The organism is Caballeronia sp. LZ043 (assembly GCF_031451075.1).
GTDB lineage: Bacteria > Pseudomonadota > Gammaproteobacteria > Burkholderiales > Burkholderiaceae > Caballeronia.
This window is the reverse complement of record NZ_JARUXT010000001.1, coordinates 1,560,870-1,586,733: the sequence shown is the minus strand read 5'-3', so window position 1 is coordinate 1,586,733 and position 25,864 is coordinate 1,560,870. Positions and strand designations below refer to the sequence as shown.

Sequence of the window (25,864 nt, the reverse complement as noted above, 5' to 3'; positions counted from 1 at the left end):
CTCCGCTAGCGGCAGGCCGCCGACGGCACCACCGGCGTCACGCGCGAGGCCGGCAGCACGCCGAAGGGCAGTCGCGGACTGACGACGATCGTGCCTTCGCCCGCGCGCACGATCTGCCTGTCGACCTGGTTGAGCACCACGATCTGGCCGTCGTACACGACGATCTGCTCGCCCTTGCAGTTCGCGTTGCTGCCGGGTTCGACATCGGCGCAATCGGTGACGGAATATTCGGTGCCGCGAATGCCGATGGTCGAGGTCGGCGTCTTCACGCGATAGTTCTCCGGCTTGCCCTGTTTCGCGACCAGCCCGTCCACCGCGCGCAGTCCGCCCTTCACCAGCGACAGGAAGCTGCGGTCCTGCTGCGGCGCGCCGGCGGCATAGTTGAAGTCGTCGACCCGGAAGACGGAGCCCGGCTTCAGGTACACGCGCTGGCCATCGGTGAAGATCATCACGATCTCGGCGCCGACACCGGTCTGCACCGTGTCGCCGTTGTCGATTTCGCCGCCTGCGGCCGCCACACGCTGCGCGCCGTTCGCCGACTGGATCGCGACGTTGCCGACCAGCGCCTTGATGGTCGCGACCGTGCGGCTTTCCTCGGCACGCGCGCTCAGCGCGAAGAGCAGACACAGCAGAAAGATGAGGACGCGCGCCATGGCCGGTCTCAGAACGATTTGGTGAGCGCGACCCAGAAGCGGTTCGCGTGGCCGGTGCCGAGCGTCGCCGGCACGTAGCCGAGCGTATGCGCCCAGGACATCGACAGCAGGAGATCGTGCGGGGCGGCCACGCTAGCGCCGACGCCCAGGCCCGAGAGCCGCACATGATTGCTGCCCGGCACGACCGGATGCGCGACGACCTTGCCGTCGGCGGTGTCGGCGAAAGCGCTCAGCGTGACGCGCACCGGCACGAGCGTCTGCGGCACGCCCTGGCGAAGTTCCAGGCTCGCGATGTAGGCCTCGTCGACGGGCGCGTCGCCGGTGGCGTAGGCGCGCACCGCGTACGGCCCGCCCAGCGAGATCTGCTCGGAGGAGTCGAGGTTGCGCGAGCTCGCCTGGCCGTTCAGCGAGAAGTACAACTGAGTCCCGTTGGCCTGCGCGCCCAGCACCTGGGTGTGCGTCAGCGCGAACACGAATTTCGAGAACGAACCCGCGATCTGCGCGGCGGCCTGTCCCGGCTGCGGCGACTTGAAACGCAGGTTGCCGTGCTGGGCGCCGAGATCGAAGGTCGTGATGCTCTTTTCGAGCGTCAGGTTGCCCGACAGCGCAAGGCGCGCGACGTCGCTGTTCTTGTCGTCGACGGAATCGAACGCGCCCAGATGATCCGACAGCAGCTTGTGATCGTAGCCGAGCGTCGCGTACACGTTCGCCGCGGGCGCGCGCAGCAGCGCGTAGCTCAGGAAGGTGGACCACACATTGGCGCTGCCGTAGGCGTCGAGATCGTCGAACTGGCCGCCCACCGAATAGGTCGAGCGCGTATAGCCGGCGCCCCAGATGAGCCCGCTGCCGCCGAGCGGCACCGTATAGCCGAGATTGCCGTAGAACTGCCCGGTGATCGAGCCGAGCAGCCGCGCGCCCAGCTGGTCGCCGATGCCGAGCGGATTGTTCCACTGCAGCGCGCCGATGAGCCGCGCGGTGCCGGTCGTCGTCTGGCCGAAGTTGTCGGCCTGCACGCTGCCCGACAGCGCCGGCGCCGGCGGCATCTGCAAGGTGAGGTCGGAGGTGCCCGGCAGGAGGCCCGGTGCAATCGTCGCGTTCGCGCCGGTGGCGCCGGCGGCGTCCTGCGCGAGCAGCGTCGCGCGGGTGAGCGCGTGCTCGTCGATCACGTCGCCGCTGTGCAAGGGCGTGAGGAAGCGTTCGAGCACCGCGTCCCGGGTGCGCGAACGGTTGTCGATGCCGATGCGCCCGTAATGCCCCTCGCTCACCGCGATGCGCACGATGCCATGGTCGATCTGCTGCGGCGGCACGGTGCCGCGCGCCACCAGATAGCCGTGCTGGCGGTAGAACGCGCTGATGCGGTCGGCGGCGTTGTCGAGATCGTCGAGCGAACGGTTCGGGCCGATCAGCGGACGCACCGCGTCGAGCAATTGCGCCGACGAAAAGACCGTATTGCCGCTGAACTCGAAGCCCTTGACCTCGAAGCGGATGCCGCCCGGCGCCGGTTCCTGCGGCGCGGCGGGCGCGGGCGTCACGTTCAGGCGCAGATCGGACGGCGGCGGCGGGGCGGGCGTCTGCTGCTGCTGTTCCCGCAGGATCGTGCCGGCGTTCGGCAGCGTCTGGGCGCGCGCATCGCGGATGTCGCGGAAGCCGGCGGCGACCAGCGCGGCCAGCAGCGCCGCGAAGCGCCGCCGCCCGGCGCGGCTGCGGCTGCGGGTGGAGGGCTCGAGGCGCCGGATGCGCGCGGGCCTCACATGCGGCAGACGTGACCGGGCCATGCGTCGTCCGGCAGACGGCTGCCGTCGCTCGACGAATCCGACCGCTGCTGCACCAGCGGCGCCGACTGCGGTTCGAGGCCCGGCGTCGCGTCCGACAGCGGCGCGGGATTCGCGGCGTCCGTGCGCACCGAATCGAGGATGCCGGGGAGCGTCGCCGCCGTCGCGATGGCGGGTTCGTCAGGCGGCTGATCGGGCGTCGCTGGTGGAGGTTGTGGTGGCGGCGGGGACGGTGGCGGCTCCGGCGGCGGTCCCGCCGCGATCCGCAGCGTGCCGCCCTGCGTGGTGATCCGGTAACCCGTCGGGCCGCCGGCCGTGGTGACCGTGATCGCGTATTCGCCGCTCGCAGCACCAGGCGAAGCGCCCGTGCTCGTCACCGTGAAGACGAACGGCTCGTGCACCGTCGGGCTGTCCGCGAACGCGTGGCCGTAGTTCGTGCCGTCGTAGCGCAGTGCGATCGTCACGTCGTTCGGGCCGAGCGTGCGCGGCGTGTCGAATGGCACGTCGAGGTTCAGCGCCGTCAGCGTGACCTGCTGCAGCGCATCGAACGCGAAGCGGTTGCCCGCGGACGACGCGGCGCGTGTATCCGACTGGCCGGCGCCGGCGTCGTAGGCGTCGCCCCAGAGCGCGAGATTGCCGCTTTGCAGGCCGCCGAAGCGGTCGGCATCCGGGGAATCGGAATAGACGATCCAGCGGCCATTGGGCGTCAAGAGCGCCTGGGCGCCGGCACGATTGTCGAAGGACGCCGACGCCAGCGTGATCGCCGTGCCCGGCGCGCGGCTCGATACCGGAGCGGCGAGCGTCAGCGACGGCGCCGCCAGCGTCACCGCGCCGCTCGCTGCAACGCCCGTCAATCCGGCGACGCTGCCGACCGTCAGCGGCGTGGCGCTGGTGACGGAGAGCGCGTTGGCATCGGCGGCAAGCGTGCCGATGTTGTTCGATGCATTCGTGAACGTGTAGGCGCCCGTGGCCCCTTGCAACGCAAGTCCGGCCACCGCGATGGCGGCGCGCTGCGTGGCGGCGCCGGCCGTCGACATCGCCAGCGTGCCCTGCGGTGCGGTCATGGCCGCGGCCAGCGCAATCCCGCGTGGCGCGGCGAGTGACAACGTGTTCGAGCCACTCCAGGCGACCGGCCCGTCGATCAGCACGCTGTCGCCCGCATTGATGCTGACATTGTTCGATGCGAGCGCCCGTGCCAGCGTGCTGCCTTGCATCGTCTCGAAGCGACGGGCGAACGCGGAGCCGCCGTCCGGTCCAACCCGCGCCGACAAGCCGCTGTCGATACGCCATGTGCCGGTCTGGCCCGATGCGGCCGCCGTCGTGATGTGCGCGTCGTCGGCCACGCGGACCTGGGTGCCCGCCGTCTCTATCGAGCCGCCGTTGCCGCCGCTGGGAGCGGAGGCGTCGAGCGTGCCGCCGACGCGCGCCACGCCGCCTTCCGCGACCAGCCGGATCACGCCGTTTTCATTCACCACGCTGCGCGCCTGGATGACGCCGCTGTTGTTCACGACGCTGCCGAACAGCGCGTCCTCGGCGCGGGCGGTGAGCCAGGCCTGGCCGCCATCGGCCTGGATGAGTCCGTGATTGGCGGCGAGCGCGTGCAGCGTCCCCTGATCGACCGACAGCCCGATCAGGCTGTGATCGCCGAGTGTGACGGCCACGCGGCTGCCTGCCGCGAGCGCCGTGACGCCTTCCGGGGTTGTGATGGTGCCGGCGTTGATCACGCGCGCGCCGACCAGCGCGACATAGCCGCCGGGTGCGCTGGTGAGCGTGCCGAGATTGACGACGGGCGCGCCGTCGCCGTCATTGCCATGACGATGATGCCAATGCGCCCACCCATGCCGCTGATCGCTCGCTGCGAAGGCATAGTGGCCGCTCATGAATTCCTGGGTGGACAGGCCGAGCGTCGAGGCGAGCAGGCCGCCGACGTTCACCTGCGCGCCTGGCCCGAAGATCACGCCATTCGGATTGACGATGAACACTTGCCCGTTGGCGTTCAGCTTGCCGAACAGCAGCGAAGGGCGTGGCCCGACGACGCGGTTCAGCGCGATCGCGTTCGCGCCGGGCTGATTGAAGGTGACGGATTCGCCGGGGCGGGTGCTGAACGCATTCCAGTCGATGCCCAGCCGGCTGCTGTCCTGCTGGATGACGGTGGCCGAACCGCTGCTGCCGATCGTCCCCGAGCCCGCGACGATGCGTCCGCCGCTCGGCCCGGCATCGACGGGCGTGCATGCCGCGCCCAGCAACGTGGCAATACAGAACCGCAAGGTGGGGGATGCGGTGCCCGCGAGCAGCGTGCTGAACATGTCGGCCGACTCCTCTCTGTTGCAGTGCATTGCGCCGGGGCGCCGCGACCGCATCATCAAGCAGTTTAGTGTTCCGAATCATGCTTGCAACTACGCGTTTAGTGAACCTGCGCCGGAGCGAGCTGTGTGCGCTTGCGCACTTAACGCACGCAACGCACTTAACTTGATGGCGCTTCAGGCGCGGGAAATTCAGGCGTGTTCGCTCGCGAGCGTGCCCTGCACGAATTCCTTCAGGAACGCGATCCAGGTCCGGATCTTCGCGTCCAGATACTGGCGCGATGCGTACATCGCATAGATCGTCATCGACTGGAGCTCCCATTCGGGCAGCACGCGCACCAGCGCACCGCTCTCCAGCCACGGCAGGGCAGCCAGCATCGGCAGCGGCGCGATGCCCAAGCCGTTCGAGAGCGCGACGGCCAGTGCATCGGCGGAGTTTACGCGCAGCCGGCCCGGCTCCAGATCCACTTCGACCCGGCCGCGTGGTCCATCGAACAGCCAGCGGTCGAGCGGGAACACGGTCGTCACCATTTGCAGGCATGCGTGCTTCGGCAAGTCTTCCGGATTGCGCGGCGCGCCCGCTTTCTTCAGATAACCAGGAGATGCGCACAGCACGCTCGGCATCGAGCAGATTTTCGTGGAGACGAAGGCGGAATCCGGCAGCGTCGAGGTGGTGACCTGGAGGAACACGTCGAAGCCTTCGTCGAGCATGTCCGGCACGTGCTGCGACAGCGTCAGTTCGACCCGCACCTGCGGATGCGCCTCGAGATAGTTGGTGAGTGCAGGCACGACGTAATGCTGGCCGAAGGTAATCGGTGCATGCATGCGCAGCACGCCGCTCGGCAGGACCTGGGCGTCGCTGGCTTCGGCTTCGGACAGGTCCACCAGCTCCAGCACTTCCTTGCAGCGGGCGAGATATCGATTGCCGGCGTCGGTGAGCGCGACGCGGCGCGTCGTGCGGTTCAGCAGGCGTGTGCGCAGATGAGTTTCGAGTTCGGTCACCGCGCGCGACGCCTGCGCCGTGGTGATATCCATTTGCTGCGCCGCAGCAGTGAAGCTGGCCGCTTCCGCCACGCGCGCGAAGATTCTCATGCTCCGCAATAGGTCCATCGTGCTGCCGGTTTTTTGACGAAGCCGGAACTATCCCATGGCGGCGGTCCGGCGCGCAACCCGACCAGCCCGGAAACCCGCGGCGCGTTTCCGCACATTCGTTTCAGTATTCACATCTGTTACAGGCCTTGTAACCCGACGGGCCAGGCGCCTCGCTACTCTGGATACATGGCCGGTCTGCGGCCGCAGCCAGGAAGAGGATGAAAATGAACGTCAAGGGCTTGATTGGAGTGGGCATCGCACTGTCGGCGGGACTGGCATGCGAAGCGGCGATGGCGCGGGTGAGCGTCGGCATCAATCTCGGGGTCCCGGTCTATGCGGCGCCCGCGCCGGTCTATGTGGCGCCGCCGCCGCCGGTGTACGTCGCGCCGCCGCCTCCCGTCTATGCCGCGCCGCCCGCGCCCGTCATGTATCAGCCGGCGCCGGTGGTCATGGCGCCTGGACCGGCCATCTACATCGGCTGGCATGGCGACCGCTATTGGGACGGCAACCGCTACTGGGCGCGGCGCGACTGGTACGCGCATCACGGCGGCTATGGCTACCGTCACTGGTAAGGGCGACTTTTCCGGGGAGTGCACATCATGGATAACTCGTCACGAGCTCGAAGCCCGGCGCGCCGCGCGCGTACGCTGGCTGTAAGCGCCGCGCTGCTGCTGGCGGCCGCCCTCGGCGGCTGTGTCTATGCGCCGCCTTATGGATATGCGCCCGCACCAGCCTACGGCTACGGTTATGCGCCGGCGTATGGATACGCCTACGGTCCTGGTTATTACGCGGCGCCTTCGGTGTCGCTGGGGATTGGTTTCGGCGGAGGCGGAGGTCACTGGCACGGACACTGATGCCGCGGTTTCGCCGGGCGTTCCGAGCGCTTTTCATCAATAGGAACGCCCGTTGCTGCGCCGGTCTTCATCGTTCCGGAGACTGCGCATCATGACCGAGCACACCGCACGCTTGCTGGCGCAACACGCGCATTGCGAGCATTTCATGTTGCCCGAGAACGGCTGGGTGCCGAACAACCGGCGTCTGCCGGTCATGCTCTGGCGCGGCGCAATCGAGCCGCTCGCGCCGGACGGCGCCGGCCGTTTCGAAGCCTTGTTCGCGCAAAACGGCTGGCCGCCGCAATGGCGCGACAGCGTCTTCGACTATCACCACTACCACTCCACCGCGCACGAGGCGCTGGGTATCGCGTCCGGCGATGCCGAGTTGATCCTCGGCGGTCCGCATGGCCGCGTGATCGCGGTCAGTGCGGGCGATGTGCTGGTGTTGCCCGCCGGCACGGGCCATTGCCTGCTCACGTCGGGGCGCCGCTTTCAGGTCGTCGGCGCTTATCCGCCGGGGCAGCAGTGGGACATCCGGCGCGAAGCCCTCGACGAACGGGAGCGCGCCGCCATGGAAGCGCTGCCGTTTCCGTCGAGCGATCCGGTCGCGGGTGAAGACGGGCCGCTGCGGCATCACTGGCACTGAGCGGCAACGGCGCTCAGGCCTTGCTCTGCTTCGAAGTTTCGACGCGCCGGCCGCCGATGAACGGCACCCGCGTGACGACGCCGGTCGCGAGCGCCGTCCCGACGAGCACGACCGCGCAGGCCGCCACCATGCCGGCAGACACGTGTTCAGCGAGAAACCACGCGCCCCACAGGATCCCGAAAATCGGAATGACGAAGGTGACCGTGATGGCGCGGGCCGGTCCGGCGACGGCGATCAAATGGAAGAACATCATGTACGCGATGCCGGTACACGCGACGCCCAGTGCGAGCACCGCGCCCCAGGAGTGAATCGATACCGCGCCGGCGGGCCACGAGATCAGCGCGAACGGCAGCAGGACGAGGGTGGCGGCGCTCATCGTCCCGGCGGCGACCGTCAGCGAATCGACGCCCATCAGATGCCGCTTGGTGTAACTCGCGGCGATGCCGTAGCACAGCGTCGCGGCGAGCGCGGCCAGTGCGGCGAGGGCGGTGGCGAGCGGTGACACGGTGGCGACACTGGCGTCGTGCGCGAACATCTGGTCCCACACCAGCGCGAGCACGCCCGCGAAGCCGAGCGCCAGGCCCGCAATGCGCATGCGCGTCAGCCGGTCGCCGAGCCACAGGAACGCGACCAGCGCGCCCCACAGCGGCGTGGTCGCGTTGATGACCGAGGTCACGCCCGCCGACAGGGTCAGCTCGGCATACGCGAACAGGCAGAACGGCAGCGCTGAATTGAGGATGCCGACCACGAGCAGCGGCCACGCGCGCTGGCGCATGGTCGCGAGCGCCGGACGCAGCGTGCCGCGCAGCACCAGCATCAACAGCAGGAACGCCGCACCGATGCCGACGCGCAGCGCCATCAGCGGCGCCACGCCGAAATCGGTGACGCCAACGCGGATGAACAGGAACGAGCCGCCCCACAGCGCGGCAAGCACAAACAGTTGAGCAAGATTGGCGGGATTCATGGCTGGGCGTTGTTATAAGAGTCGATGTGAAGCCATCGTAGCCACGGCGGCGCGGCTGACGTTTCGGCGCGGCGTGAAACGAAACATGCAAGGGAGGGCGTGCCGCGCCGGGTTTCACGCCCGCATCGTAGGCGCGCGCGGGCGGGGCGGCAAACGAGCAATTCTCACCGATATGTGAGAAAAATTGGCAAGGGCGAGGCGCGCTGCCGGGCAGGCGCATCAGCCGATTGCCGTCATCAGGAAACGGTGCGAACCTTGCCGCATAGGTCAGGAAGTACGCTTCTTGCGGCGCTGTGGGCGCCGCCCTCTCAGGAGAGAACCATGGACAATGCAAACGGCAGCCCATCCCCGCTGCAGCCCGGCGAACCGCCGCTGATACGCCGCTCGGTGACCACCGCAATGGATGCCGCGCTCGCGCCGGGCGCGGCGCAGGAAAAGGGAGCCAGCGTTATGCCGCTGACGCCGGGCGAAGCGCACAAGCCCAGTCATCACGCGCCGTATCACGTGCACGGCAGCGTGCTCGAAGGCGGCGACAGCCCGGCCGTGCTCGCGCAACCGGCCGCCACCGCGGCGGAGCGGCAGGGCAGCCGCTTCCATCCGTCGCCGCCGGCGGCCCGCCGTGCGCGCGACGCCCTGGCCGACGCACAGCAGCGGGTGGCGAAGCACTACCGGCAGGTGAGCGAGGGCACTGACGATTACGTACACGACAATCCGTGGAAGTCGATTGCGCTGGCGGCGGCGGGCGGTCTGATCATCGGCTTGCTGGCGGCGCGCTGAATCGCGTGAATGGCCGAAAAGGCCGCGCCGGATCGCATTTGCGTGACCAAAGCGGGCCTCAAGCTTGCTGAATTGTGGATACGCGCGATGCAATTCATCGCGCGCACGCCACCATGGAAGAACGTTCGTACGACATCTGCACCGAGCGGTGCGAGATCTGGAACCAGGGAACCTCAGCGCTGGCTGGCCCGCGGCGTGTGCTGATCGTGCATTCGGAATCGAATGTCGGCGACTCGTTCGCGTTGCTGCTGGCCATGCGCGGCTACGAAGCCGTGCAGGCCGGCCAGACGCAGAACGCGCTCGTCCTCGCCCGGAAGTGGCGTCCGCAGGTGCTGTTCGTCGATACGCAGGTTGGCGAGCAACATGACCACGCCGTCGCACGGATGATGCGTGCGGCGCTGGCCGAGACAGGCAATGCCGCGGAGCTTCCGTTGATGATCGCGCTGGCGGCGGACGCGTTGCGCGATCCGCGTGACAGTCTGTTTGGCGCAGGCTATGACGGCTTCTGCCGGACGCCGTGTCCGGTCTGGTGGATGTACGACGTGTTGAAGTGTTTCTACGCGCATTGAGCAAGCACCGGGCAAGCACGGGGGAAGGAGCCGGAACCCGCTGACGCGGGCCGCGGGCGCATTCCGGCGAGTGCGGAATGCGCCGCTTGAAAACCTCTGGAAACGACTCCGTCACATGCTCTTGGACGTCTTGAAGTCGTTGGTTTCCAGTTCGACCGATTGACCGTGATTACGCTCGAGCGCACGCCGGGCGGCGTCCTCGATCTGTACGCGTCCTCCTTCGAAGGCGGAAAGAAGGTCATGCGAAGACGTGCCGCTGTTGCCGAAGTGATCGTTGAGCGCATCGAGGGAGACACTGCACCAGACTTCGCGATCGTCCACCTTGGCCTCGAATGCGACACGCGCTGCCGCCACGACATGACGTCGTCCGCTGAACTCAATCGTCATCCTCATCACCTCCTGACATTCGTTGGGAATACGCAGAACGCGCTCGTCGCAGGCGACGCAGGCGCTCCGCTACGACGATGCTCCCGACGGCACGCGACGCACACCGTCTGAGGGCATCATACGCCCGGCCTCGCGGCCCGGCATTTCAACGACCCGTTGCAATGGCCGTGCCCGCATGCGCGCCCGACGCCGGGACTTCTAGCAACACGCGCAACCGCCGCGATGGCGCATGCCGTAACTGCCGGCATCCTCCGCGCCGGAAGCCTGCGCGCCCGAACCCCCGACGCTCGGCGCACCGACGGTCACGCGCGCGGCGATCACGCCGCATGCGGGACAGACGGCGGGATCGTCGCGCTCGGCGATGCGGCGGACGGCTTCGAATGCGCCGCAGGATGCGCATTCGTAATCATAGACAGGCATGGGTGTTCCATTCGGGAAGGGTGGCTTACCAGTCCAGTTTAGCAAGCTGGCGCAAAGCGTTCATCGTCGGTCCGCCGCGTGACCGTGCTGATGCGACATGGCGTGGGCACCGCCATTGCTGGCAAGGAGGCGAACGTTCCGCCCAAGGAGACTCCATGAAACACACTACAACGCTGCGTGCAGCGCTGGCCGCTTCGGTGATCGCGGCGGTGCCGCTCGGCGCGATCGCGCAAAGGGAGGCGGCCAGCACCACGATCGCCAACGACCTGCCGCCGGTGGACAAGGCTTTTGTGCAGGCCGCGTCGTCCGCGGGATCCACGGAAATCGATGCGGCGAAGCTCGCGACGAAGCAGTCGCAGGACAAGGACGTCAAGAGTTTCGCGCATCACATGATGGTGGATCACATGAAGCTGGCCATGCAGCTCAAGATGGCCGCGCCGCACGGCGTGACCGTGCCGATGAACAATTCCGACCCGTCCGCGCTCGATTCGCTGAAGGCGCTGCACGGCAAGGAGTTCGACACCGCCTATATCCAGAAGATCGGCATCCAGGGGCATCAGGAAGCGGTGCAGGTCTTCCAGAAGGAAGCCGCGGAAGGCCAGAACGCGAAGCTGAAGCAGGCCGCACAGAAGGCCCTGCCGACGATCCAGTCGCACCTGAAGATGGCGCAGGATCTGGCGGCCAAGAAGGGCGTGCAGCCGTAACGCGCCACAGCTCGCCTCGAATGCGTGACGCCGCGCCGCGGTCCTAGCGCGCGGCCTTGCGCAGCATGCGCAGGCGCGCCTGCTCGAGTGTTTCGAACTTGCTGTCGGCTTCGTCGTACACCGACACCTTGCCGCGGCCGATGTCGTACACCCATCCCTGAACCTGGATCTTGCCCAGCGCGAGCTGTCCGGCCACCGCCGGGTGCGTGCGCAGATGGGTCAGTTGCAGGCGGATGTTCTCTTCCACCATGGCCTGGACGATGCGCTCTTCCTCGAGCTTGCGGGCCATCACCACGCTGCGGGCCGCTTCCGCGTTGCGCAGCCAGGCGTGCACCGTGGGCATCTCTTCGGCGATGGTGGCGCCAGAAGCCAGACCCTTCATCGCGCCGCAATCGGAATGGCCGCAGATCACGATCTGCCGCACGTTGAGCGCGAGCACCGCGTATTCCACCACGGCCGACACGCCCCCCAGCATCTCGCCATAAGCCGGCACGATATTGCCGATGTTGCGGCACACGAACAGCTCGCCGGGACGCGTCTGCGTGATCATCTCCGGCGACACGCGCGAGTCCGCGCAGGTAATGAACAGCGTGTGCGGCGTCTGGCGGCGCGCGAGGCTCTTGAATAGCGCTTCGCTGTCGGGAAACACGTGACGGCCGAAATCGTCGACGCCTTGCAGCAGATAGAGGAGATCGGGCGTGTCGGCGCCTTCGCGTTCGTCGTTCTTCGCGGATGTGTCGGGCATGAGAAAACCTTTAGCGGTGCGTGGGCGACGCATCACGCGCGTCGCCTCTGGACGAGAGCTTGCGGACTTTCAGCAGCGGCCGCAAGTCGTCCATTCGGCCAGCACGCATTCGAACGCAAAAAAGCCCGTCTTCCGCCCGTAAATGTTCGCTTAGTTCGGTTAATCCGAAGCAAAAGATCCGAAATCACATATTTTTCGACGGCTATCGTTTCGCTAAATTGCTTGCATCGAAAGCAAAAAGTAAGGAAGAGAAATGAAATGCCCCGTCTGTCCCGAAAGTGACCTCCTGATGACTGTCCGTGACGGCATCGAAATTGACTATTGCCCGCAGTGTCGCGGCGTGTGGCTCGACCGTGGCGAACTCGACCAGCTGATTCGGCGCGCCGAGCAGGCGTCGCTTGCCGAGGCGAAGACCGAACGTGAGGAATGGCGCCGCGAGCAGGACCACGGGCGCGAGCGTCGCCCGATACGCGGCGACGGCTACCGTCATGACGATCATCGCTATGTCGATCCCCGCAATGGGCGCGAGCATCCGCGGCGCAAGAAGTCCTTTCTCGGCGAACTGTTCGACTTTGACTGAAAACGCCGCAGTCCATCCCCGCAAGATTACCCCGCACCACCACGGAGAACGTCAATGGCAACGGTCAAGCAGGTCCTCGAAAGCAAACGCGACGCAACGGTTCACACGATCGATGCCGAAGCAAGCGTCCATGAAGCAGTCTTGTTGATGTCGAAGGCGCAGGTCGGCGCCCTGGTGGTCCTGGTGGGCGATGCGGTCTGCGGCGTCGTCACCGAGCGCGACTACGCGCGCAAGGTGATCCTGATGGACCGGGCGTCGCGCACGACCACGGTCTGCCAGATCATGACCGCGCCCGTGCTGTCCGTGCGCCTCGGCACGAGCACCGAAGACTGCATGGCGCTCATGACGCAGCAGCGGATCCGGCATCTGCCGGTGATCGAGGCGGGCAGGCTCGTGGGCATGGTGTCGATCGGCGACATGGTGCGCCAGCTGATCGACGAGCAGCAGTTCGCCATCGACCAGCTCGAGCGCTATGTGCGCGGCCCGCACGACCATACCCCGGCCTGCGCGCTCACGCGCCGCAGCACGATCCCGCAGACTCTCGAGACGCGCTTTTCCTGATCCGCGCGACTGGCTTACAGATCAGGTTGCATCCATGCCGGCGATCGGCTCGACCGGCCGCGCCGGTTCTGCCGGCGGCGCGAAGTCGCGGCGGAAGCGGTTGAGCGCCGAGAGTCCCATCGAGAGGCCCGGATCCAGATAATGGACGATGAGACTGCGGCGCTCGCCGTTCAGGACGTCGAGATTGCAGTGCTGCATCAGAAAGCCGTTGAAGATGAATACGCTGCCGGGCTTGCCCTTGACGCGCGTGCAGATGCCTTGCTTCAGATGCCGTTGCGTGCGTGCGGTGCGGATCGACAGCGGCAGATGACGCTCGCCCCACTGCAGGCTCTTGGTGAAGAGGTTGCCCAGGCGTCCCGGCAGGCGGCGCGGCTTCGAATAGGCGATGAGATCGCCGGCGCGCTCGTCGTCGTCCGCGGATTGCAGCAGGATCACGAACGTCAGCACGTGCGAATCATAGTGACGGCAATGGCTGTTCGCCTCCTGCGCGACGCTGCCCACGCGCAGGCCGAACCACGGACCCATCGCGGCCTTCGCCTGCAAGGTGTTGTCGACCCAGTCGGACGCAAGCCGCACCGATTCGCTTTCCAGTTCCTTGAACTTCGGAATCTCGCGCAGCGTGTGCAGGATGTCCTTGGCGCTATTGAAGAACTGCTTGTGATCCGGCGTCGCCGCATGGGCGGCGTCGAGCTTCCCCTTGATTTCGGCAAGCAAGGGCTTGGGCACGACCGATTCGAACACGGCGAGCTCTCCCCGGCATGCCCGCAGCAGTGCCGCGTGGTCCTGTTTTTTCATGGCTTCCCCGAAGATGACGACTGGTTGACTGCGATGCATGGTGGACGTGGATGCGTCGGCGTCGCCTGCAAGCCGGACGGCCCGCCTGTCGACGCGTGAGTCCGCCCGTCCGGCGCGGACCGTTGCGGCCGTTCGCCGCGACATGACATGACGGCGCGCGCCGGCGCATGGGCGGCGCGCTGCATGGTGGTCTGTCCATGCAGCGGCGCGCGTAACGGCTGCGCGGAAAGGTGTCGCCGGCTGGTCTCGCTCATGGCGGTTTCTTGTTCTTGCTTGTCTTGTTGTGTCGTGCCCGGATCCTTGCCGATCCGTAGCGCTGTCCGTTTTCCGTCCCCCCGAGACTAACCAGTGAGTACATTTCCGGACTTTGTGCGGCAATCCTAACGGCCCGGTTGCAGCGCGAATGTACGACGGCGCACGCGCTCTGCGGCGCCTCGCACGTCGGACTTACCCCGAGCGGTACGACCAATCGATGCCTTTGGCACGCGAGGATCGTCCGGGCAAACGTTCTCCGCGCCCCGCGTTATGAGCGCCAGCCGACACAGCAAACGTTGGCGAGCAGGGGCCGCCCGGCGCTACGTGCGTCCGCGCACGGATGACGAATAAGCATCCGGGTAATTTTCGATCTCAACAAAACGGGCCCGGCCAGGCTCGATACGCACACCGCGACGCTTGAACAGAATCAGAACGCGTTATCACCGGTGCCTGCGGCAAACGACGATCCGAACACGGACATATGACGGGGTATCAATGAACAGGGCAACGCTCGAAGACAAACTCTGGGTGGCGACCTTCATCATCGCGGTGTCGAGCGACGTGCTTTCGGGCGTGATCCGCTATGCGACCTCGATGATCCACCTGGCGCCCGCAACCTATCTGCCCAAGCTGCTGATGCTCGCCTGGGTGCTCCTCATCATCATCAAGCGGCCGAAGGCCAATCACGCGCTCATCGCGCTGTATCTGCTCGCGCAATCCTTCGTGTCGCTGGCGCATGGCGTGGCGCCCGAAGCGGTCGGCTTCTGGGTGTGGACCGTGATGCCGATGCTGTTCGCGCTCACGGCCTCGCCGGGGGCGCTGCAGTTGCTCAACGGCGGCGCGGCGCGAGTGGCTTTCTTCCTGCTGGCCGCGGCCTGCTTCACCGGCCTGCTGCTGAACAGCTTCGCGCCGATGCCGTGGGTCGGGCAGAGCGTTTCGGTGGGCGGGCACAATGTCGCCGTGGCGATGAACTCGTATGTCGGCGTCGCCTCGCGGCTGACCGGCTTCGGCCGCGACAGCGCCTCCACCGGTCTCATGGTCGGCCTCCTGACCACCTGGCTCCTGACGCGCACGCGTTCCAGGCTGCTGCAACTGGCGCTGCTCGGCTGCGCGGGCGCCGCCGTGTACGCCACCACCAACAAGACCGCGCCGGTGGCGATGGTGCTGGTGGTCTGCGCACACTGCTTCTTCGCGACCCCGACCATCAAGCGCGCCTGCCTGTGGGCGATCGGCGTGGCGGTCGGCTTCCCGATCGTGACCTTCCTCGCCACTGCCGCGATCAACCTCGCGGGTTCCAGCTACGTGACGCTGGCCTCGTTCCAGGACCGCATGTGGAACACGTGGCCGCGGCTGATCGAAGGACTGCTCAAGGACAATCGCATCTGGCTGGGTCTCGGGCCCGGCGGTTTCGGTTCGGCATCGACCTACTATGAAAGCGCCTTCGGCTTCCAGGTCGCCTACGCGGACAACACCGTGCTGTATGCAGTCGCGAGCTTCGGCCTGATCGGCACGGTGGTGCTCGTCTGGGCCCTCGTGCGCCTGATGATGCGCGCCGACGACAACGCCGTGCGCACCTCCTGGGTGATGCTGCTGTACCTGCTGTTCGCCTGCGCCAGCACGGACATCTGCGAGTCGATCGGCTGTCTGCTGTTCCTCGGCGTGACGATCCGCTATCTGCACGTGAGCGTGCCCGAGACGTACAGCCGCCTGAGTCCGATGAGCCCGATGAACCCGCTGAGCCGCATCACGATGCCGGGACAGACGCCCGCTTCCGGCGTGGTGATCGACGAGCACCAGCATCTCGACCCGCGCCTGAATGCGCCGGTGACGGGCTACGGGAGGCATCTGACGTGAGAAGCCTCGGTCCTCGCCTGGCCCGGCGCGTGACGCTGGCCGGCCTCCTTGCGTGCTGCGGCGCCTTGCTGGCGGCATCGCCCGCGCCGACGGTCACGCTCGACGGCGCGGCCGGCTCCGCCGAAGAGCACTATGTCGCGGCGCCGCGCTTCGGCGCGTCGCGGGCGAACACCGGCGTGGCGATCCACCAGATCAGCGATCCGCGTCTGCTCGATGCCGTGAAGGACGTCGGCTTCTCGTTCGTGCGCACCGATCTCTTCTGGGAAGCGGTGCAGGCGCGCGACGGCTGGCACTTCGGCGAGTTCGACGGCCTGGTGTCGAACCTCCAGGCACGCGGCCTGGGCGCGCTCTTCATCCTCGGCTACAAGCACTACATGTTCAGCCCGGACCAGCCGCCCACCACCGCGCCGCAGCTCGCCGCGTTCCGCACGTATGTGGTCCAGTCGGTGTACCGCTACCGCAACGCGCCGGTGCGCTTCGAAGTGTGGAACGAGCAGGACCACAAGGATTACTGGCTCGCGCCGCCATCGCCGCGCGCGTATCGCGCGCTGCTCGAGACGGCGGTGAGCGCCGCGCATCAGGCGAATCCGGACGTGACGATCGCGACCGGCGGCGTGCAGCAGGTGGACCGCGACTTTATCCGCGCGGTGGGCGACATGAGCGCGTCGAAGTCGAAGACCGGCCCGGACGCGGTGAGCGTGCATCCCTACCGGCAGCAGTATCCGGAGACGGTGCTCGACGACTACGCCGCGTTGCGCGAAGACCTCTCGACGTATCAGAAGCGTCCGCAAGTGTGGGCCACCGAATGGTCATACCCGACCTATGCGTACGACTATGTGAAGGACATCGGCAACGGGCATTCGCCGGAAGCGCGGGCCCGCCAGGCGAAGTATGCGGTGCGGCTGTTCCTGATGAACTGGATGGCGCAAGTCGGCCTGACCTCGTATTACGACATGCGCAACGACGGTCGCGATCCGAATGAGATGGAACACAACTTCGGCCTGCTCGACGCGGACAACGCGAAGCTGCCGGCGTATCACGCGGTGAAGCATCTGTTCGGCTTCACCGCGGGCGTGAAGAGCGCGCGCTACTTCATGGATGACGCCGAGAAGATCGCGGTGCTCAAGTTCGAGACGGGCGGCGCGACGAAGTATGTGGTGTGGTGCTACGGCGCAGGCAACGTGATGAACGTCGATGTCTCGCGCCTGCCGGCCAACGCGGTTATCACGGACATGTACGGCAAGCCGATCACGAGTCGCGGCGTGCTGGCGGTGACTGAAGCGCAGGGTCCGGTGTTCGTCACGGCGGGATCGTGACGCAGGCAACGAGATTGAGTTTGGGTTTGCGGTGGTGTGCGGGGAGGGCGGGGTGCGGACGGGGAAAACGCACCCCTGCCCAGTTGAATCGATTTGGATGCCGTAATGGATTTACCGACGATGGCCAGTCGTAACTGACGTCCTTGGTCTTTACTTCTTTGTTAGGGATATAACATGCTTTCATACAACATGCGCCCCACCATGACGCCAGTTCCGCACCGTGGTGACGGAATCGTGGATCTCTGGCGCAGCGTCGTACGTCACAAGACCTTGCTCGGCGCGGTCACCGGCACCTGCTGCGCGGCGGGTGTGCTGTACATCCTGCTGGCGACGCCGCAGTATCGTGCGGAAGCGCTGTTGCGCGTGCAGAGCAAGGCCGGCGTGGCGATCAGCTCGCTGTCGGACGTGTCCGGCTCGATCGCGGCTGAGGGTTCCGCCAACGACGAAAGCGACGTGCTGACCTCGCGCTCGGTCGTGAGCGCGGCGATCGCGCAGACGGGCGCCGAGACGGTCGTGCAGACCGAGAGCCATTTCCCGCTGATCGGCCGCTGGTTCGCGATGCGTCACGCAACTGACCGCGAGCTCGTGCCGGCGCCGTTCGGCCTCGACCAGTACGCGTGGGGCGGCGAGCGCCTGACGCCGGGTGTGTTCAACGTGCCGAAGGCCGCGCTGCAGATGAAGTTTCACATCATCGCGGGCGAGGGCGGCCGCTGGACGCTCTATGACAAGGACGACGCACGCCTGGCTGAAGGCAAGGTCGGCGAGACCGTGCCGTTCCAGGTGACGACGCCCGAAGGCACCGCGCCCGGCGAAGTGCGCATCGACACGCTGCGTGCCCGTCCCGGCGTCGAATTCCAGATCACGAAGTATTCGCAGCAGACCACCTTCGACAACGTGCTGCAACGCCTGCGCACCGCGATTCCGCCGCGTGACTCGGCACTGCGCGATCCGGCGCTGATCCACCTGACCTATCAGGCCGAATCGCCGTTCGAGGCGCAGGCGATGGTCAACGCGATCGTCAAGAACTATCAGGAACGCGACGTCGAGCGCCGCGCCGCGCAGGCGCAGACCAGCCTCGACTTCCTGAAGCAGCGCCTGCCTGCGCTGAAGGCCGATCTCGAACGCGCGGAAAGCCGTCTCAACACGTTCCGCACGCAGACCGGCACGGTCGACATGCAGCAGCAGAACGTCGCGCTGATCACGCGCATGAGCGCCCTCGAGGAACGCCAGACGACGCTGCAGCTCGCGCTCGACGCCGCGCAGCATCGCTATCGTCCGGATTCCGAGCCGTATCAGAGCGCCCTCACGCAGCTGAACCAGGTGAAGCGCGAGATCGGCGAAGCGACCAAGACCGCGACAGCCCTGCCGAGCATCCAGCGGCAATATGTCGAACTGTCGCGCGATGTCGCCGTGACGACGCAGCTCTACACCAGCGTGCTCACCAACGCGCAGCAGCTCGAAGTGGCCGCCGCCAGCACGCCGCCGGGCATGGCCGTGGTGGACTGGGCCATTGCGCCCGAGAAGCAGTCGTGGCCGCGCGCGTGGATCGTGCTGCTCGGCTCGATCTTCGGCGGCCTGTTCCTGAGCACGGTGTCGATCTACGCGATCGCGCTGCATCGCCGTGAACTGCGCAGCCCGGAAGAGATCGATCACTTCTCGCAAGTGCCGCGTCTCGCCGTGATCGCCCGTTCGACTGCGCAGCTGCGTCAGGATGTCCGTGCGCTCACGCATAACGCGGCGCCGGCCCGCCTGCTCGCGATGACGAACCCGACCGACCCGAGCGTCGAAGCCCTGCGTTCGCTGCGCAGCAGCGTGCGGGCGATGCTCTCCGGCGTGCCCCTCGCGAATCATCCGGGCTTCCATGGCCTGCATCCGATGAACCCGCTCAACCCGATGAACCCGATGGCGCTGAGCCACGCAGTCGGTCACACGGGCCACACGACGGCGGTGATGAATCCGGGCTATGTGCTTGAAGCACCGGGCGCTCGCGACAACGGCGGCCGCGTGATCCTGTTCACGGGTCCGACGCAGGGCGTGGGCAAGAGCTTCGTGTCGTCGAACTTCGCTTACCTGCTGGCCGAGACGCGCGCTTCGGTGCTGCTGATCGACGCCGACATGCGCCAGGGCCGCCTGCGTCATCTGAGCGATGACCGCGAGCATCCGGGCCTGGCCGAGGTGCTGGCCGGCACAGCGAAGGTGGATGACGCGATCAAGCCGCTCGGCGACGGCGGACTCTCGCTGATGGACGCGGGCGCCGAATTCCCGGAAAACCCGGCGGAGCTGCTGACCCGTCCGGCGTTCCAGGAAATGATGACGATGCTGCGCGACATCTACGACTACATCGTGATCGATTCGCCGCCGGTGCTGCCGGTCGCCGACGCACTGTCGATCGCGATGCAGAACTGCGACCTCGTGCTGCTGGTCTCGCGCGCGGATCGTACGGGGGCAAGGCAACTGGAGGAGACGCTGCGCCGTCTGGAGAATGTCGGCGCGAAGGTGGGCGGCCACGTGTTCAACGGCTTCGCACCGGGACGCTACGGTGCACGTGAGGAATACGGCATCCGGACGTCCACGCGGTAATACGTTGTTCAGGGCGGGCGTGCAACTGACAAGCTGACAAGAAAAGCCGCCGCCGTTTCCTGAGCCGGAGTGCTGGGTTGCCAGCCTCCGGCTTTTTCCTTTTTCCTGCGCGCCTCTGGGGCTTGAGTCAGGGCGTATAACCGTCCGTCAGCGTGTTCATGAACGCGATGATGTCGTGGATGTCGTCGTCGGTCATGGCGGGCTTGTCGCCTGGCTTGCGGTCGAAGGGCGCATCGGTGACGTCGATGTTCGCCTGATACTGCGGCGGCAGATCGTCGTATTGCTGCGGCTTGCCCGCTGCGTCCAGCGGATAGATCTGCGCCGGGTCCGCGCTGCGCAGGTTGTAGAAGTTCATCACCTGCTTCAGGTCGTGATACACGCCGTTGTGAAAGAACGCATGGCGCGTCCCGACATTGCGCAGCGTCGGCGTGAGAAACATGCCGCAGTACTGCGTCAGCGTGGCGGCGTCGGAGCGGAAGGGCCCGCACACGCCCATGTCGTAGAACTTCGGGTCGCGGTTGATCGGCAGGTCGCGGTTGCGCGGTACGCCGAGCGCTTCGTATTGCGTGTCGGTGAACAGCGGCGGCAGATGATCGGCGGTCGGCTTGCTCAGATGGCAGCCGGCGCAGTTGGCCTTGTCCGGATCGTTGAACAGGCGCAGGCCATGCAGCTCCGCCTGCGTGAGCCGCGTCTTGCCTTGCAGCCAGTAGTCGTATTTGCTCGTGAAGCGATGGAACGACGGATCCTCGAACTGATAGCGACCCACCGCGAACATGGCTTCATCGACGAGCAGGTCGGGCTGGTTCACGATGCGCTCGCCGAACAGCTGCTTGAACTGGTCGAGGTACGGCGCGTTCATCAGCTTGCGTGCGACTTCGTCGGGACTGTGGTTCGCCATCTCGACGGGGTTCAGCATTGGCCCGAGGGCCTGGTCCTGCAGCGTGCTCGCGCGGCCGTCCCAGAACAGGCCGCCCTGCGGCACCAGCGCGGGCGCGGCGGGCGCGACGCCGGCCGTCTTTGCCGCGCGTTGCGTGCCGGCCGCCGCGGTGGCCAGCTGGTCGAGCGAGACGGGCGCGGCGTCCATGTCGTTCTGGTCGGGGCCGATCGAGAACGGCGCCTGGCGATACAGATAAGCCAGCGACGGCGGCGGCCGGTAACCGGCCTGCGTCATGTGCTCGCCGCCCAACTGCACCGAGAGATTGTTGGGCGGGCCATACGCGTGATCCGGGTTGTGACAGGACGCGCAGGACTGCTTGCCCGATGCCGACAGCGACGCGTCATTGAAGATCTGCTTGCCGAGCAGGGCCACCGCGCTCAGCGGCTGGGTCGGCGGAACGTGCAGCGCCACGGGCTGCGGATTCGCGCCGGTGAGATCCTCGACCAGCGTGCCGACGGACAACGGCACCCGCTCCGGATAGACGAGCGCATAGGCGGCGAAGGCGGCGCAGGCCGCCGCGGCGATCGCGGCGGACCAGCCGAGCACGCGCGGCAGCAGGCGCGGCGCGGCGCCGGCGGAGAGCGAGGGCGGCAGGGCAGGGTTTGGAGAGCTCATGACGATGGAGATGAAGAGAGGCTTGAAAAAAAATCATCGAGCCGGCGCGTCGGGGCGCCGTCTCGAGCCGTGGCGAAAGCGGTTGCGCGCCCCGCCTTCACGTGTGAGATGACGCAAGGCGGAGGGCAGGGCGCACGGCCGTGTTTCAGCTCCCGGCGGGCGCGGCGGCGAGCTTCGTGCCGAGGCTCGGATCGAGGAACACGGTCGAGGCATTGCCCGTGCCGTTCAGGTCGAGCATGCCGCGGATGTCGCCGGCCGTCGCATCGAACGAACCGGCGCCGAGACGCGCGCCGCCGAGCCAGTTGTCCTCGATGAAGCGCACGACCGAAGCCTGCGTGATCGGCGTGTGGTCCACATAGTTGACCTTGGCCCACGGCGAGATCATCAGGAACGGCGTGCGCGTGCCCGGACCGCAACGGCCGTTGACCTGGCCGCCGTTGATGCCGAGCGGCTGCGTCGCGCCCGTGCCGGTGCACTCGCCCTGGCCCGACAACTGGTCCGCGCCCGTGAAGGTGGCCGTGCCGACCTTGGTGACGAGGGACTTGTCGAACGAGGAGAACTTGACCGTCGGCACCACGTGGTCGTACCAGCCATCCGAGTCGTCATAGGCCACCACGACGAGCGTGTCCTTCCAGTCCGGCTGCTGCTGCAGGAAGTTCGTCACCTTCACGACGAAAGCCTGTTCGTCGAGCGGATCGGAATTGCCCGGATGGCCGTCGCTGATGGCGGGCGCCTTCAGGAAGCTCACCGACGGGAAATTGCCTGCCTTCACGGCCGTGAAGAAGTCATCGACGTCGTACTGGTGATGCACCGGCGTCGCGGTGTTGTCGAGCGTCGGCTCGGTGTAGCCGATCATCGCGGTCGTCGTCGGGCGCTGGTGCGTCGGATTGGCCGTCGAGGCGTAGTACTGGAACCACGCGTGATGCTGCACGTAGTCGGCGGGCGCGGTGCCGAGCACGTCGGACCACGTCGAACGCGCGCAGCCCGTCGTGCCGTTGGCGTTGACGGTCTGCAGGTTGAAGCCGCCCATGAAGCCGCCCCAGGTGATGCCCGCGCCGTTCAGCAGGTCGCCGATGTTCTTGCCGCCCATCATGCCGGTCGGGCCGGAGGTGGCGCCGAGCGCGGCGGTCGTGCAGACGTCGGTGGTCGGGTCGAGGTCGCCGATCATCGTGAAGCCGCCCTGGCCGTCCGGAATCGCGTTGCCGGTCGTCGCCGACGGGTTCTTCGGGTTCGGCGTGACGGTCACGCCCTGGTTCTGGCCCGAGACCACTTCGATCGCGCCCGGCGTCGACGGGCCGAAGGTGTCGGTCCATGCGTTGTCGTTCATCGCGTAGTTCTGCGCGAGATTCCAGTACGCCGTGACGGTATTGCCGTCGAAATAGCCCAGCACCTGCGCCGACGAACCGAACTGCCCCGTGCTGCCCGTGATGATCGAGCTGGCCGACGTGAAGAGCGGGAACGCGTCCATCTTCAGGTTGTCGTCGGCGAGCTGCTCGGGACCGTAGCTGTGGTTCTGGCTCTTGGTGTTGGCCTGCGAGCGGTCGAGGCGGAACGGCTGCGCGGTGATGGTCGTCAGCGCGACGTTGCCGACGCTCGGTGGCGTGGTCGTCTGGCCGTTGACCGTGGCGGCGACGATGTTCGGCGAGCCCGGTTGCGCGTTCGGATTGGCGGCGCCGGTGAGTCCCGCGGCGGCCAGCGTGGCGATGTCCGTCTGCGTGCCGGCGGCGGCGGTGAAGCTGGGCTCGCCAGCCACGTTCTTCGCGTTCGGGTAGGTGGCGAAGTAGTGATCGAACGAGACGTTCTCGCCGAAGATCACGACCAGATGCTTGATCGGGGTGGCGGTTTTCAGCGCATCTTGTGCGGAGACGGCGGGCGTGGTGGATCCGCCCGAATCGTGCGAACTGCCGCAGGCCGCCATGGCCAGCAGCGCCGCGACCGAGATCGCACAGGGAAGGATGGTCTTATAGGACATTCGTTGGGGGCTCCAGATTGCCGCACAGCGCTCCAGGACCGACAGGCTGGAGTGGCTGGTTTATTTTTGAATGGATTTGCAAGCGCGCTTCAAGCCGGGACTTGGAGCACCGGAATTGAAACATTTCAATATGGCGAAGCCGGGACGAATTCCTTACTGGTATTTACATACGGTTTTATTACTTCCTGGTTTCTTTTATTCGCTTCGCCTGATCACATCTGAAAGAATGCGGATAAAAGAAGAGCGGCGTGCAATGCGTCGCTTGGGCTAAGGCGCCAAAGCGCATCAATCCCTGGACGAAGGCGTGGCAAGCGTAATTCTCGGCTTAGTCTCGAGGCCTATCGTGGCGTCTGTGCCCGGCGGCATGGGCGAGATCGAATCGGCAGGGCATTGGAAGACAAACTTTCAATCAGCATCCCGACAAGCAGAAGAATCAATCAGCCGCCCGACCGCGCCTTGCAATTCAACATTCATATTACTTACGAAAGCCTCGCTGCCTCTGCCCGGCGCGAAACCCGACGTGTCACTTCGTCGTGAATCGCATTTATCTCCGTGATCAATCTGAAAGGAATCAGCATGACTCTCAGCGTCGAAATCATCGCCATGGTGCTCGTCGCCGGATTGTTGTGCGGTTTTTTGAATACCGTGGCGTCATCGGGGTCCGCCGTGTCTTTGCCCATCCTGATGTCGATCGGTCTTCACGCCGCCACGGCGAATGCCACCAACCGCATTCCGGTGCTCGTCGGCGCGCTCGCGGCGACGGTCGGAATCGCGCGCAAAGGCGTCATCCCGTGGCGCCGCGCGCTCAAGGTCGCCGCGCCGCTCGCGCTCGGCGCGGCCGTCGGCGCGCTGGCGAGCGAGCATCTTCCGGGACATGACCTGCGCAAGGTCATCGTGGGCGCGGTGATCGTCGCGCTGATCCTGATCTTCACCAGGCTCAAGAGACTGCTGAACGCCGCCGGAGACAGCGAGTTCCGTTTCGACGCGAGAACCGTGGCGCTGCTCTTCGTCGTGGGCATCTGGACCGGCTTCATCGTGCTCGACTCGGGAACCTACATGCTCCTCGTGCTGGTGCTCGCGGCGGGACTGACGCTCGTCGAAGCCAACATCGTCAAGAACTTCGCGACGCTCTTCACGACCACCGCCGCCATGCTCGTCTTCATGCAGCACGGCAACATCGACTGGCGCGTCGGCGGAATCATGGGGCTCGGCAGCCTGGCGGGCGGCCTGATCGGCGCGCGCATCGCGGTGTCCGAGCATGCGCGGCGCTGGATCGTCGGCTTGCTGGTGACGGTGATCATCGGCGAGCTGCTGCATCTGGCCATCCCGGCGCACTGGCTCAGCGACGAACTCATTCCCGCCATCAACCTGTATGCGTCGATCCTGACCGGCCGAGCCGGCTCATGACGCCCGAAGGCAAAGTTCGTATGGAATGGTCAGGCCGGACTTTGTCCCGGCGATGTGCGCCTTTGCGTTGCTTCACCCCGTCATAAGCGCTACTCTCGATCCGGTCCTGAACGTCGAACGCGGTTCAACCCGGAGGCAACCGTTTCGTGAAGCGAGCATGGGCTTTCTCATTCGCCGTCGCCCTGAGCGCGGCGCTTGCCGGATGCGGCAAGGGCGGATCGCAGGACGCGACGCAGAACGCGGGCGCATCCGCGAGTCAGGCGCCGGTCCAGCTCGGACCGGTCGCGAGCGGCGTCTCCGCCGCCTCGGGCGCGCAGCAGCATGGCGCGCCGGCCACCATCCCGAAGGCGCAATTGCCCGGCGAAGCCGCCGAGACCTTGCGCCTGGTCCAGTCGGGCGGGCCTTTTCCGTTCGGCGAGGACGGTGTCCTGTTCCGCAACAGCGCGTCATTGCTGCCGCAGCATGCGCGCGGTTACTACCACGCCTATACCGTCCGTACGCCGGGCGCGGCGGACCGGGGCTTGCGCCGGATCGTATGCGGCGGAGCGCGCAAGCAGATTCGCGACTGCTATTACACCGACGATTACTACGCGAGTTTCAAGCGCATCGGAGACTAGGGGAGGGAGCCGGCTTGCGTCAGGCCGGCTTGCTCACGGCCGATTGCTGATAGTTCGCGATGCCGAGCTTGTCGATCAGCCCGATCTGTATTTCCAGCCAGTCGATGTGCTCTTCGGTTGCATCCAGCAACTCGACCAGCAGTTGCCTCGACACAAAATCCCGCACTGACTCGCAATAGACGATTCCGCTCTTGCATTGCGACTGCGCCGCCCGTTCGAGCGCGAGATCGTTTTTCAAGGCGTCGAGCGTCGTCCTGCCGATGTTGAGCGGATGCAGATCCTGCAGATTCGGCTCGCCGTCGAGCATGAGGATCCGTTCGATCAAGCGGTCCGCATGCGTCAGCTCGTCCATCGACTCCGCGTATTCGTGCGCGCCGAGTTCCACCAGTCCCCAGTGTTTGTACAGGCGCCCATGGTGCAGGTACTGATGCACCGCAGTCAGTTCGTTCTTCAGTTCCGCATTCAGAAGCTCGATAACTTTCGGATCGCTTTGCATGATTTTGCTCGCCG

The 25,864-nt window shown here is 66.3% G+C and carries 26 protein-coding genes; 14 read left to right on the top strand and 12 right to left on the bottom strand.

The genetic code is table 11. The features are described from left to right. Positions 1 to 5 precede the first annotated feature (5 nt). From QCE64_RS07170 to QCE64_RS07155, 4 genes are all read right to left on the bottom strand, one after another. Entirely contained in the window at positions 6 to 653 is a 648-nt protein-coding gene (locus QCE64_RS07170) for a FecR family protein (protein ID WP_309930113.1), read from the bottom strand. An 8-nt stretch (positions 654 to 661) separates the two neighbouring features. Beyond that, positions 662 to 2,428, bottom strand: a complete 1,767-nt coding sequence (locus tag QCE64_RS07165; protein ID WP_310003220.1) for a ShlB/FhaC/HecB family hemolysin secretion/activation protein — start codon at positions 2,426 to 2,428, stop codon at positions 662 to 664. Beyond that, complete coding sequence (locus tag QCE64_RS07160; RefSeq protein WP_310003219.1) at positions 2,401 to 4,731, bottom strand: filamentous hemagglutinin N-terminal domain-containing protein; 2,331 nt, start codon at positions 4,729 to 4,731, stop codon at positions 2,401 to 2,403. The genes QCE64_RS07165 and QCE64_RS07160 overlap by 28 nt, the downstream gene beginning before the upstream one ends. A gap of 189 nt (positions 4,732 to 4,920) precedes the next feature. Then, on the bottom strand, positions 4,921 to 5,838 hold the full coding sequence (locus QCE64_RS07155) for a LysR family transcriptional regulator (protein ID WP_309808375.1): 918 nt from the start codon (positions 5,836 to 5,838) through the stop codon (positions 4,921 to 4,923). Positions 5,839 to 6,044: 206 nt separating this feature from the next. Here QCE64_RS07155 and QCE64_RS07150 point away from each other — a divergent pair, with 206 nt between their 5' ends. The 3 genes from QCE64_RS07150 to QCE64_RS07140 all read left to right on the top strand — a co-directional run bounded on the left by QCE64_RS07150 (position 6,045) and on the right by QCE64_RS07140 (position 7,299). Further along, positions 6,045 to 6,392, top strand: coding sequence for a hypothetical protein (locus tag QCE64_RS07150; protein WP_309916309.1), 348 nt, complete (start codon positions 6,045 to 6,047; stop codon positions 6,390 to 6,392). A gap of 27 nt (positions 6,393 to 6,419) precedes the next feature. Beyond that, a complete protein-coding gene (locus tag QCE64_RS07145; protein WP_309916307.1) occupies positions 6,420 to 6,674 on the top strand; it encodes a hypothetical protein in 255 nt (84 codons plus the stop codon). A gap of 91 nt (positions 6,675 to 6,765) precedes the next feature. After that, positions 6,766 to 7,299 (top strand): cupin, encoded by a 534-nt coding sequence (locus tag QCE64_RS07140; protein WP_309916305.1) that lies wholly within the window; start codon positions 6,766 to 6,768, stop codon positions 7,297 to 7,299. A gap of 13 nt (positions 7,300 to 7,312) precedes the next feature. Here QCE64_RS07140 and QCE64_RS07135 read toward each other — a convergent pair whose 3' ends face one another. Further along, positions 7,313 to 8,263 carry a DMT family transporter gene (locus QCE64_RS07135; RefSeq protein ID WP_309916302.1) on the bottom strand — a complete coding sequence of 317 codons (951 nt, stop codon included), beginning with the start codon at positions 8,261 to 8,263 and terminating at the stop codon, positions 7,313 to 7,315. Between the two features lie 321 nt (positions 8,264 to 8,584). Between QCE64_RS07135 and QCE64_RS07130 the strand changes: the two genes are divergently transcribed. Further along, on the top strand, positions 8,585 to 9,040 hold the full coding sequence (locus QCE64_RS07130) for a glycine zipper domain-containing protein (protein WP_309916300.1): 456 nt from the start codon (positions 8,585 to 8,587) through the stop codon (positions 9,038 to 9,040). 113 nt (positions 9,041 to 9,153) lie between these two features. Further along, positions 9,154 to 9,609, top strand: coding sequence for a response regulator (locus QCE64_RS07125; RefSeq protein WP_310003217.1), 456 nt, complete (start codon positions 9,154 to 9,156; stop codon positions 9,607 to 9,609). 111 nt (positions 9,610 to 9,720) lie between these two features. Here QCE64_RS07125 and QCE64_RS07120 read toward each other — a convergent pair whose 3' ends face one another. Next, a complete protein-coding gene (locus QCE64_RS07120; protein WP_309916294.1) occupies positions 9,721 to 9,996 on the bottom strand; it encodes a DUF1488 domain-containing protein in 276 nt (91 codons plus the stop codon). A gap of 198 nt (positions 9,997 to 10,194) precedes the next feature. Next, a complete protein-coding gene (locus QCE64_RS07115) occupies positions 10,195 to 10,416 on the bottom strand; it encodes a zinc ribbon domain-containing protein (RefSeq protein ID WP_309916291.1) in 222 nt (73 codons plus the stop codon). A 155-nt stretch (positions 10,417 to 10,571) separates the two neighbouring features. On the opposite strand from QCE64_RS07115, the gene QCE64_RS07110 reads away from it, so the two are divergent. After that, positions 10,572 to 11,120, top strand: a complete 549-nt coding sequence (locus QCE64_RS07110; RefSeq protein ID WP_310003216.1) for a DUF4142 domain-containing protein — start codon at positions 10,572 to 10,574, stop codon at positions 11,118 to 11,120. 43 nt (positions 11,121 to 11,163) lie between these two features. Here QCE64_RS07110 and QCE64_RS07105 read toward each other — a convergent pair whose 3' ends face one another. Next, on the bottom strand, positions 11,164 to 11,865 hold the full coding sequence (locus tag QCE64_RS07105) for a carbonic anhydrase (RefSeq protein WP_309916287.1): 702 nt from the start codon (positions 11,863 to 11,865) through the stop codon (positions 11,164 to 11,166). Positions 11,866 to 12,118: 253 nt separating this feature from the next. Between QCE64_RS07105 and QCE64_RS07100 the strand changes: the two genes are divergently transcribed. Continuing rightward, a complete protein-coding gene (locus QCE64_RS07100) occupies positions 12,119 to 12,445 on the top strand; it encodes a zf-TFIIB domain-containing protein (protein ID WP_309916285.1) in 327 nt (108 codons plus the stop codon). Positions 12,446 to 12,499: 54 nt separating this feature from the next. Next, the gene (locus QCE64_RS07095) at positions 12,500 to 13,006 is read left to right on the top strand and encodes a CBS domain-containing protein (protein ID WP_309916283.1); all 507 of its coding nucleotides are present in this window, start codon (positions 12,500 to 12,502) and stop codon (positions 13,004 to 13,006) included. 21 nt (positions 13,007 to 13,027) lie between these two features. Here the strand turns inward: QCE64_RS07095 and QCE64_RS07090 are convergent, their stop codons facing one another. Continuing rightward, complete coding sequence (locus QCE64_RS07090; RefSeq protein ID WP_309916280.1) at positions 13,028 to 13,801, bottom strand: hypothetical protein; 774 nt, start codon at positions 13,799 to 13,801, stop codon at positions 13,028 to 13,030. Positions 13,802 to 14,551: 750 nt separating this feature from the next. Here QCE64_RS07090 and QCE64_RS07085 point away from each other — a divergent pair. The 3 genes from QCE64_RS07085 to QCE64_RS07075 all read left to right on the top strand — a co-directional run bounded on the left by QCE64_RS07085 (position 14,552) and on the right by QCE64_RS07075 (position 19,806). After that, a complete protein-coding gene (locus tag QCE64_RS07085; protein WP_309916277.1) occupies positions 14,552 to 15,910 on the top strand; it encodes a hypothetical protein in 1,359 nt (452 codons plus the stop codon). After that, complete coding sequence (locus QCE64_RS07080; protein WP_310003214.1) at positions 15,907 to 17,226, top strand: cellulase family glycosylhydrolase; 1,320 nt, start codon at positions 15,907 to 15,909, stop codon at positions 17,224 to 17,226. The genes QCE64_RS07085 and QCE64_RS07080 overlap by 4 nt, the downstream gene beginning before the upstream one ends. Before the next feature lie 234 nt (positions 17,227 to 17,460). After that, entirely contained in the window at positions 17,461 to 19,806 is a 2,346-nt protein-coding gene (locus tag QCE64_RS07075; RefSeq protein WP_310003212.1) for a polysaccharide biosynthesis tyrosine autokinase, read from the top strand. Between the two features lie 127 nt (positions 19,807 to 19,933). On the opposite strand, the gene QCE64_RS07070 is transcribed toward QCE64_RS07075, so the two are convergent. Both QCE64_RS07070 and QCE64_RS07065 read right to left on the bottom strand, forming a co-directional pair. Beyond that, positions 19,934 to 21,358, bottom strand: a complete 1,425-nt coding sequence (locus QCE64_RS07070; protein WP_309916268.1) for a cytochrome c peroxidase — start codon at positions 21,356 to 21,358, stop codon at positions 19,934 to 19,936. 145 nt (positions 21,359 to 21,503) lie between these two features. Beyond that, the gene (locus QCE64_RS07065) at positions 21,504 to 23,330 is read right to left on the bottom strand and encodes an alkaline phosphatase family protein (RefSeq protein WP_310003210.1); all 1,827 of its coding nucleotides are present in this window, start codon (positions 23,328 to 23,330) and stop codon (positions 21,504 to 21,506) included. A gap of 70 nt (positions 23,331 to 23,400) precedes the next feature. On the opposite strand from QCE64_RS07065, the gene QCE64_RS07060 reads away from it, so the two are divergent. The 3 genes from QCE64_RS07060 to QCE64_RS07050 all read left to right on the top strand — a co-directional run bounded on the left by QCE64_RS07060 (position 23,401) and on the right by QCE64_RS07050 (position 25,354). Next, positions 23,401 to 23,601: a hypothetical protein gene (locus tag QCE64_RS07060; RefSeq protein ID WP_309916264.1), complete on the top strand. Its 201-nt coding sequence runs from the start codon at positions 23,401 to 23,403 to the stop codon at positions 23,599 to 23,601. A 305-nt stretch (positions 23,602 to 23,906) separates the two neighbouring features. Continuing rightward, a complete protein-coding gene (locus QCE64_RS07055; protein ID WP_309930093.1) occupies positions 23,907 to 24,737 on the top strand; it encodes a sulfite exporter TauE/SafE family protein in 831 nt (276 codons plus the stop codon). A 146-nt stretch (positions 24,738 to 24,883) separates the two neighbouring features. Further along, a complete protein-coding gene (locus QCE64_RS07050) occupies positions 24,884 to 25,354 on the top strand; it encodes a ribonuclease (protein ID WP_310003208.1) in 471 nt (156 codons plus the stop codon). A 19-nt stretch (positions 25,355 to 25,373) separates the two neighbouring features. On the opposite strand, the gene bfr is transcribed toward QCE64_RS07050, so the two are convergent. Next, positions 25,374 to 25,850 carry a bacterioferritin gene (bfr, locus tag QCE64_RS07045; RefSeq protein ID WP_309930091.1) on the bottom strand — a complete coding sequence of 159 codons (477 nt, stop codon included), beginning with the start codon at positions 25,848 to 25,850 and terminating at the stop codon, positions 25,374 to 25,376. Positions 25,851 to 25,864 lie beyond the last annotated feature (14 nt).

Excerpts from the sequence above, each read along its gene's own strand:
- QCE64_RS07140 (WP_309916305.1), top strand. The coding sequence starts at position 6,766 with ATGACCGAGCACACCGCACGCTTGCTGGCGCAACACGCGCATTGCGAG.
- QCE64_RS07085 (WP_309916277.1), top strand. The coding sequence starts at position 14,552 with ATGAACAGGGCAACGCTCGAAGACAAACTCTGGGTGGCGACCTTCATC.
- QCE64_RS07105 (WP_309916287.1), bottom strand. The coding sequence starts at position 11,865 with ATGCCCGACACATCCGCGAAGAACGACGAACGCGAAGGCGCCGACACG.
- QCE64_RS07125 (WP_310003217.1), top strand. The coding sequence starts at position 9,154 with ATGGAAGAACGTTCGTACGACATCTGCACCGAGCGGTGCGAGATCTGG.
- QCE64_RS07155 (WP_309808375.1), bottom strand. The coding sequence starts at position 5,838 with ATGGACCTATTGCGGAGCATGAGAATCTTCGCGCGCGTGGCGGAAGCG.
- QCE64_RS07060 (WP_309916264.1), top strand. The coding sequence starts at position 23,401 with ATGGATTTGCAAGCGCGCTTCAAGCCGGGACTTGGAGCACCGGAATTG.
- QCE64_RS07100 (WP_309916285.1), top strand. The coding sequence starts at position 12,119 with ATGAAATGCCCCGTCTGTCCCGAAAGTGACCTCCTGATGACTGTCCGT.
- QCE64_RS07130 (WP_309916300.1), top strand. The coding sequence starts at position 8,585 with ATGGACAATGCAAACGGCAGCCCATCCCCGCTGCAGCCCGGCGAACCG.
- QCE64_RS07160 (WP_310003219.1), bottom strand. The coding sequence starts at position 4,731 with ATGTTCAGCACGCTGCTCGCGGGCACCGCATCCCCCACCTTGCGGTTC.
- QCE64_RS07090 (WP_309916280.1), bottom strand. The coding sequence starts at position 13,801 with ATGAAAAAACAGGACCACGCGGCACTGCTGCGGGCATGCCGGGGAGAG.
- QCE64_RS07165 (WP_310003220.1), bottom strand. The coding sequence starts at position 2,428 with ATGGCCCGGTCACGTCTGCCGCATGTGAGGCCCGCGCGCATCCGGCGC.
- QCE64_RS07145 (WP_309916307.1), top strand. The coding sequence starts at position 6,420 with ATGGATAACTCGTCACGAGCTCGAAGCCCGGCGCGCCGCGCGCGTACG.
- QCE64_RS07110 (WP_310003216.1), top strand. The coding sequence starts at position 10,572 with ATGAAACACACTACAACGCTGCGTGCAGCGCTGGCCGCTTCGGTGATC.
- QCE64_RS07115 (WP_309916291.1), bottom strand. The coding sequence starts at position 10,416 with ATGCCTGTCTATGATTACGAATGCGCATCCTGCGGCGCATTCGAAGCC.
- QCE64_RS07170 (WP_309930113.1), bottom strand. The coding sequence starts at position 653 with ATGGCGCGCGTCCTCATCTTTCTGCTGTGTCTGCTCTTCGCGCTGAGC.
- QCE64_RS07150 (WP_309916309.1), top strand. The coding sequence starts at position 6,045 with ATGAACGTCAAGGGCTTGATTGGAGTGGGCATCGCACTGTCGGCGGGA.
- QCE64_RS07065 (WP_310003210.1), bottom strand. The coding sequence starts at position 23,330 with ATGTCCTATAAGACCATCCTTCCCTGTGCGATCTCGGTCGCGGCGCTG.
- QCE64_RS07120 (WP_309916294.1), bottom strand. The coding sequence starts at position 9,996 with ATGACGATTGAGTTCAGCGGACGACGTCATGTCGTGGCGGCAGCGCGT.
- QCE64_RS07095 (WP_309916283.1), top strand. The coding sequence starts at position 12,500 with ATGGCAACGGTCAAGCAGGTCCTCGAAAGCAAACGCGACGCAACGGTT.
- QCE64_RS07135 (WP_309916302.1), bottom strand. The coding sequence starts at position 8,263 with ATGAATCCCGCCAATCTTGCTCAACTGTTTGTGCTTGCCGCGCTGTGG.
- QCE64_RS07055 (WP_309930093.1), top strand. The coding sequence starts at position 23,907 with ATGACTCTCAGCGTCGAAATCATCGCCATGGTGCTCGTCGCCGGATTG.
- bfr (WP_309930091.1), bottom strand. The coding sequence starts at position 25,850 with ATGCAAAGCGATCCGAAAGTTATCGAGCTTCTGAATGCGGAACTGAAG.
- QCE64_RS07070 (WP_309916268.1), bottom strand. The coding sequence starts at position 21,358 with ATGAGCTCTCCAAACCCTGCCCTGCCGCCCTCGCTCTCCGCCGGCGCC.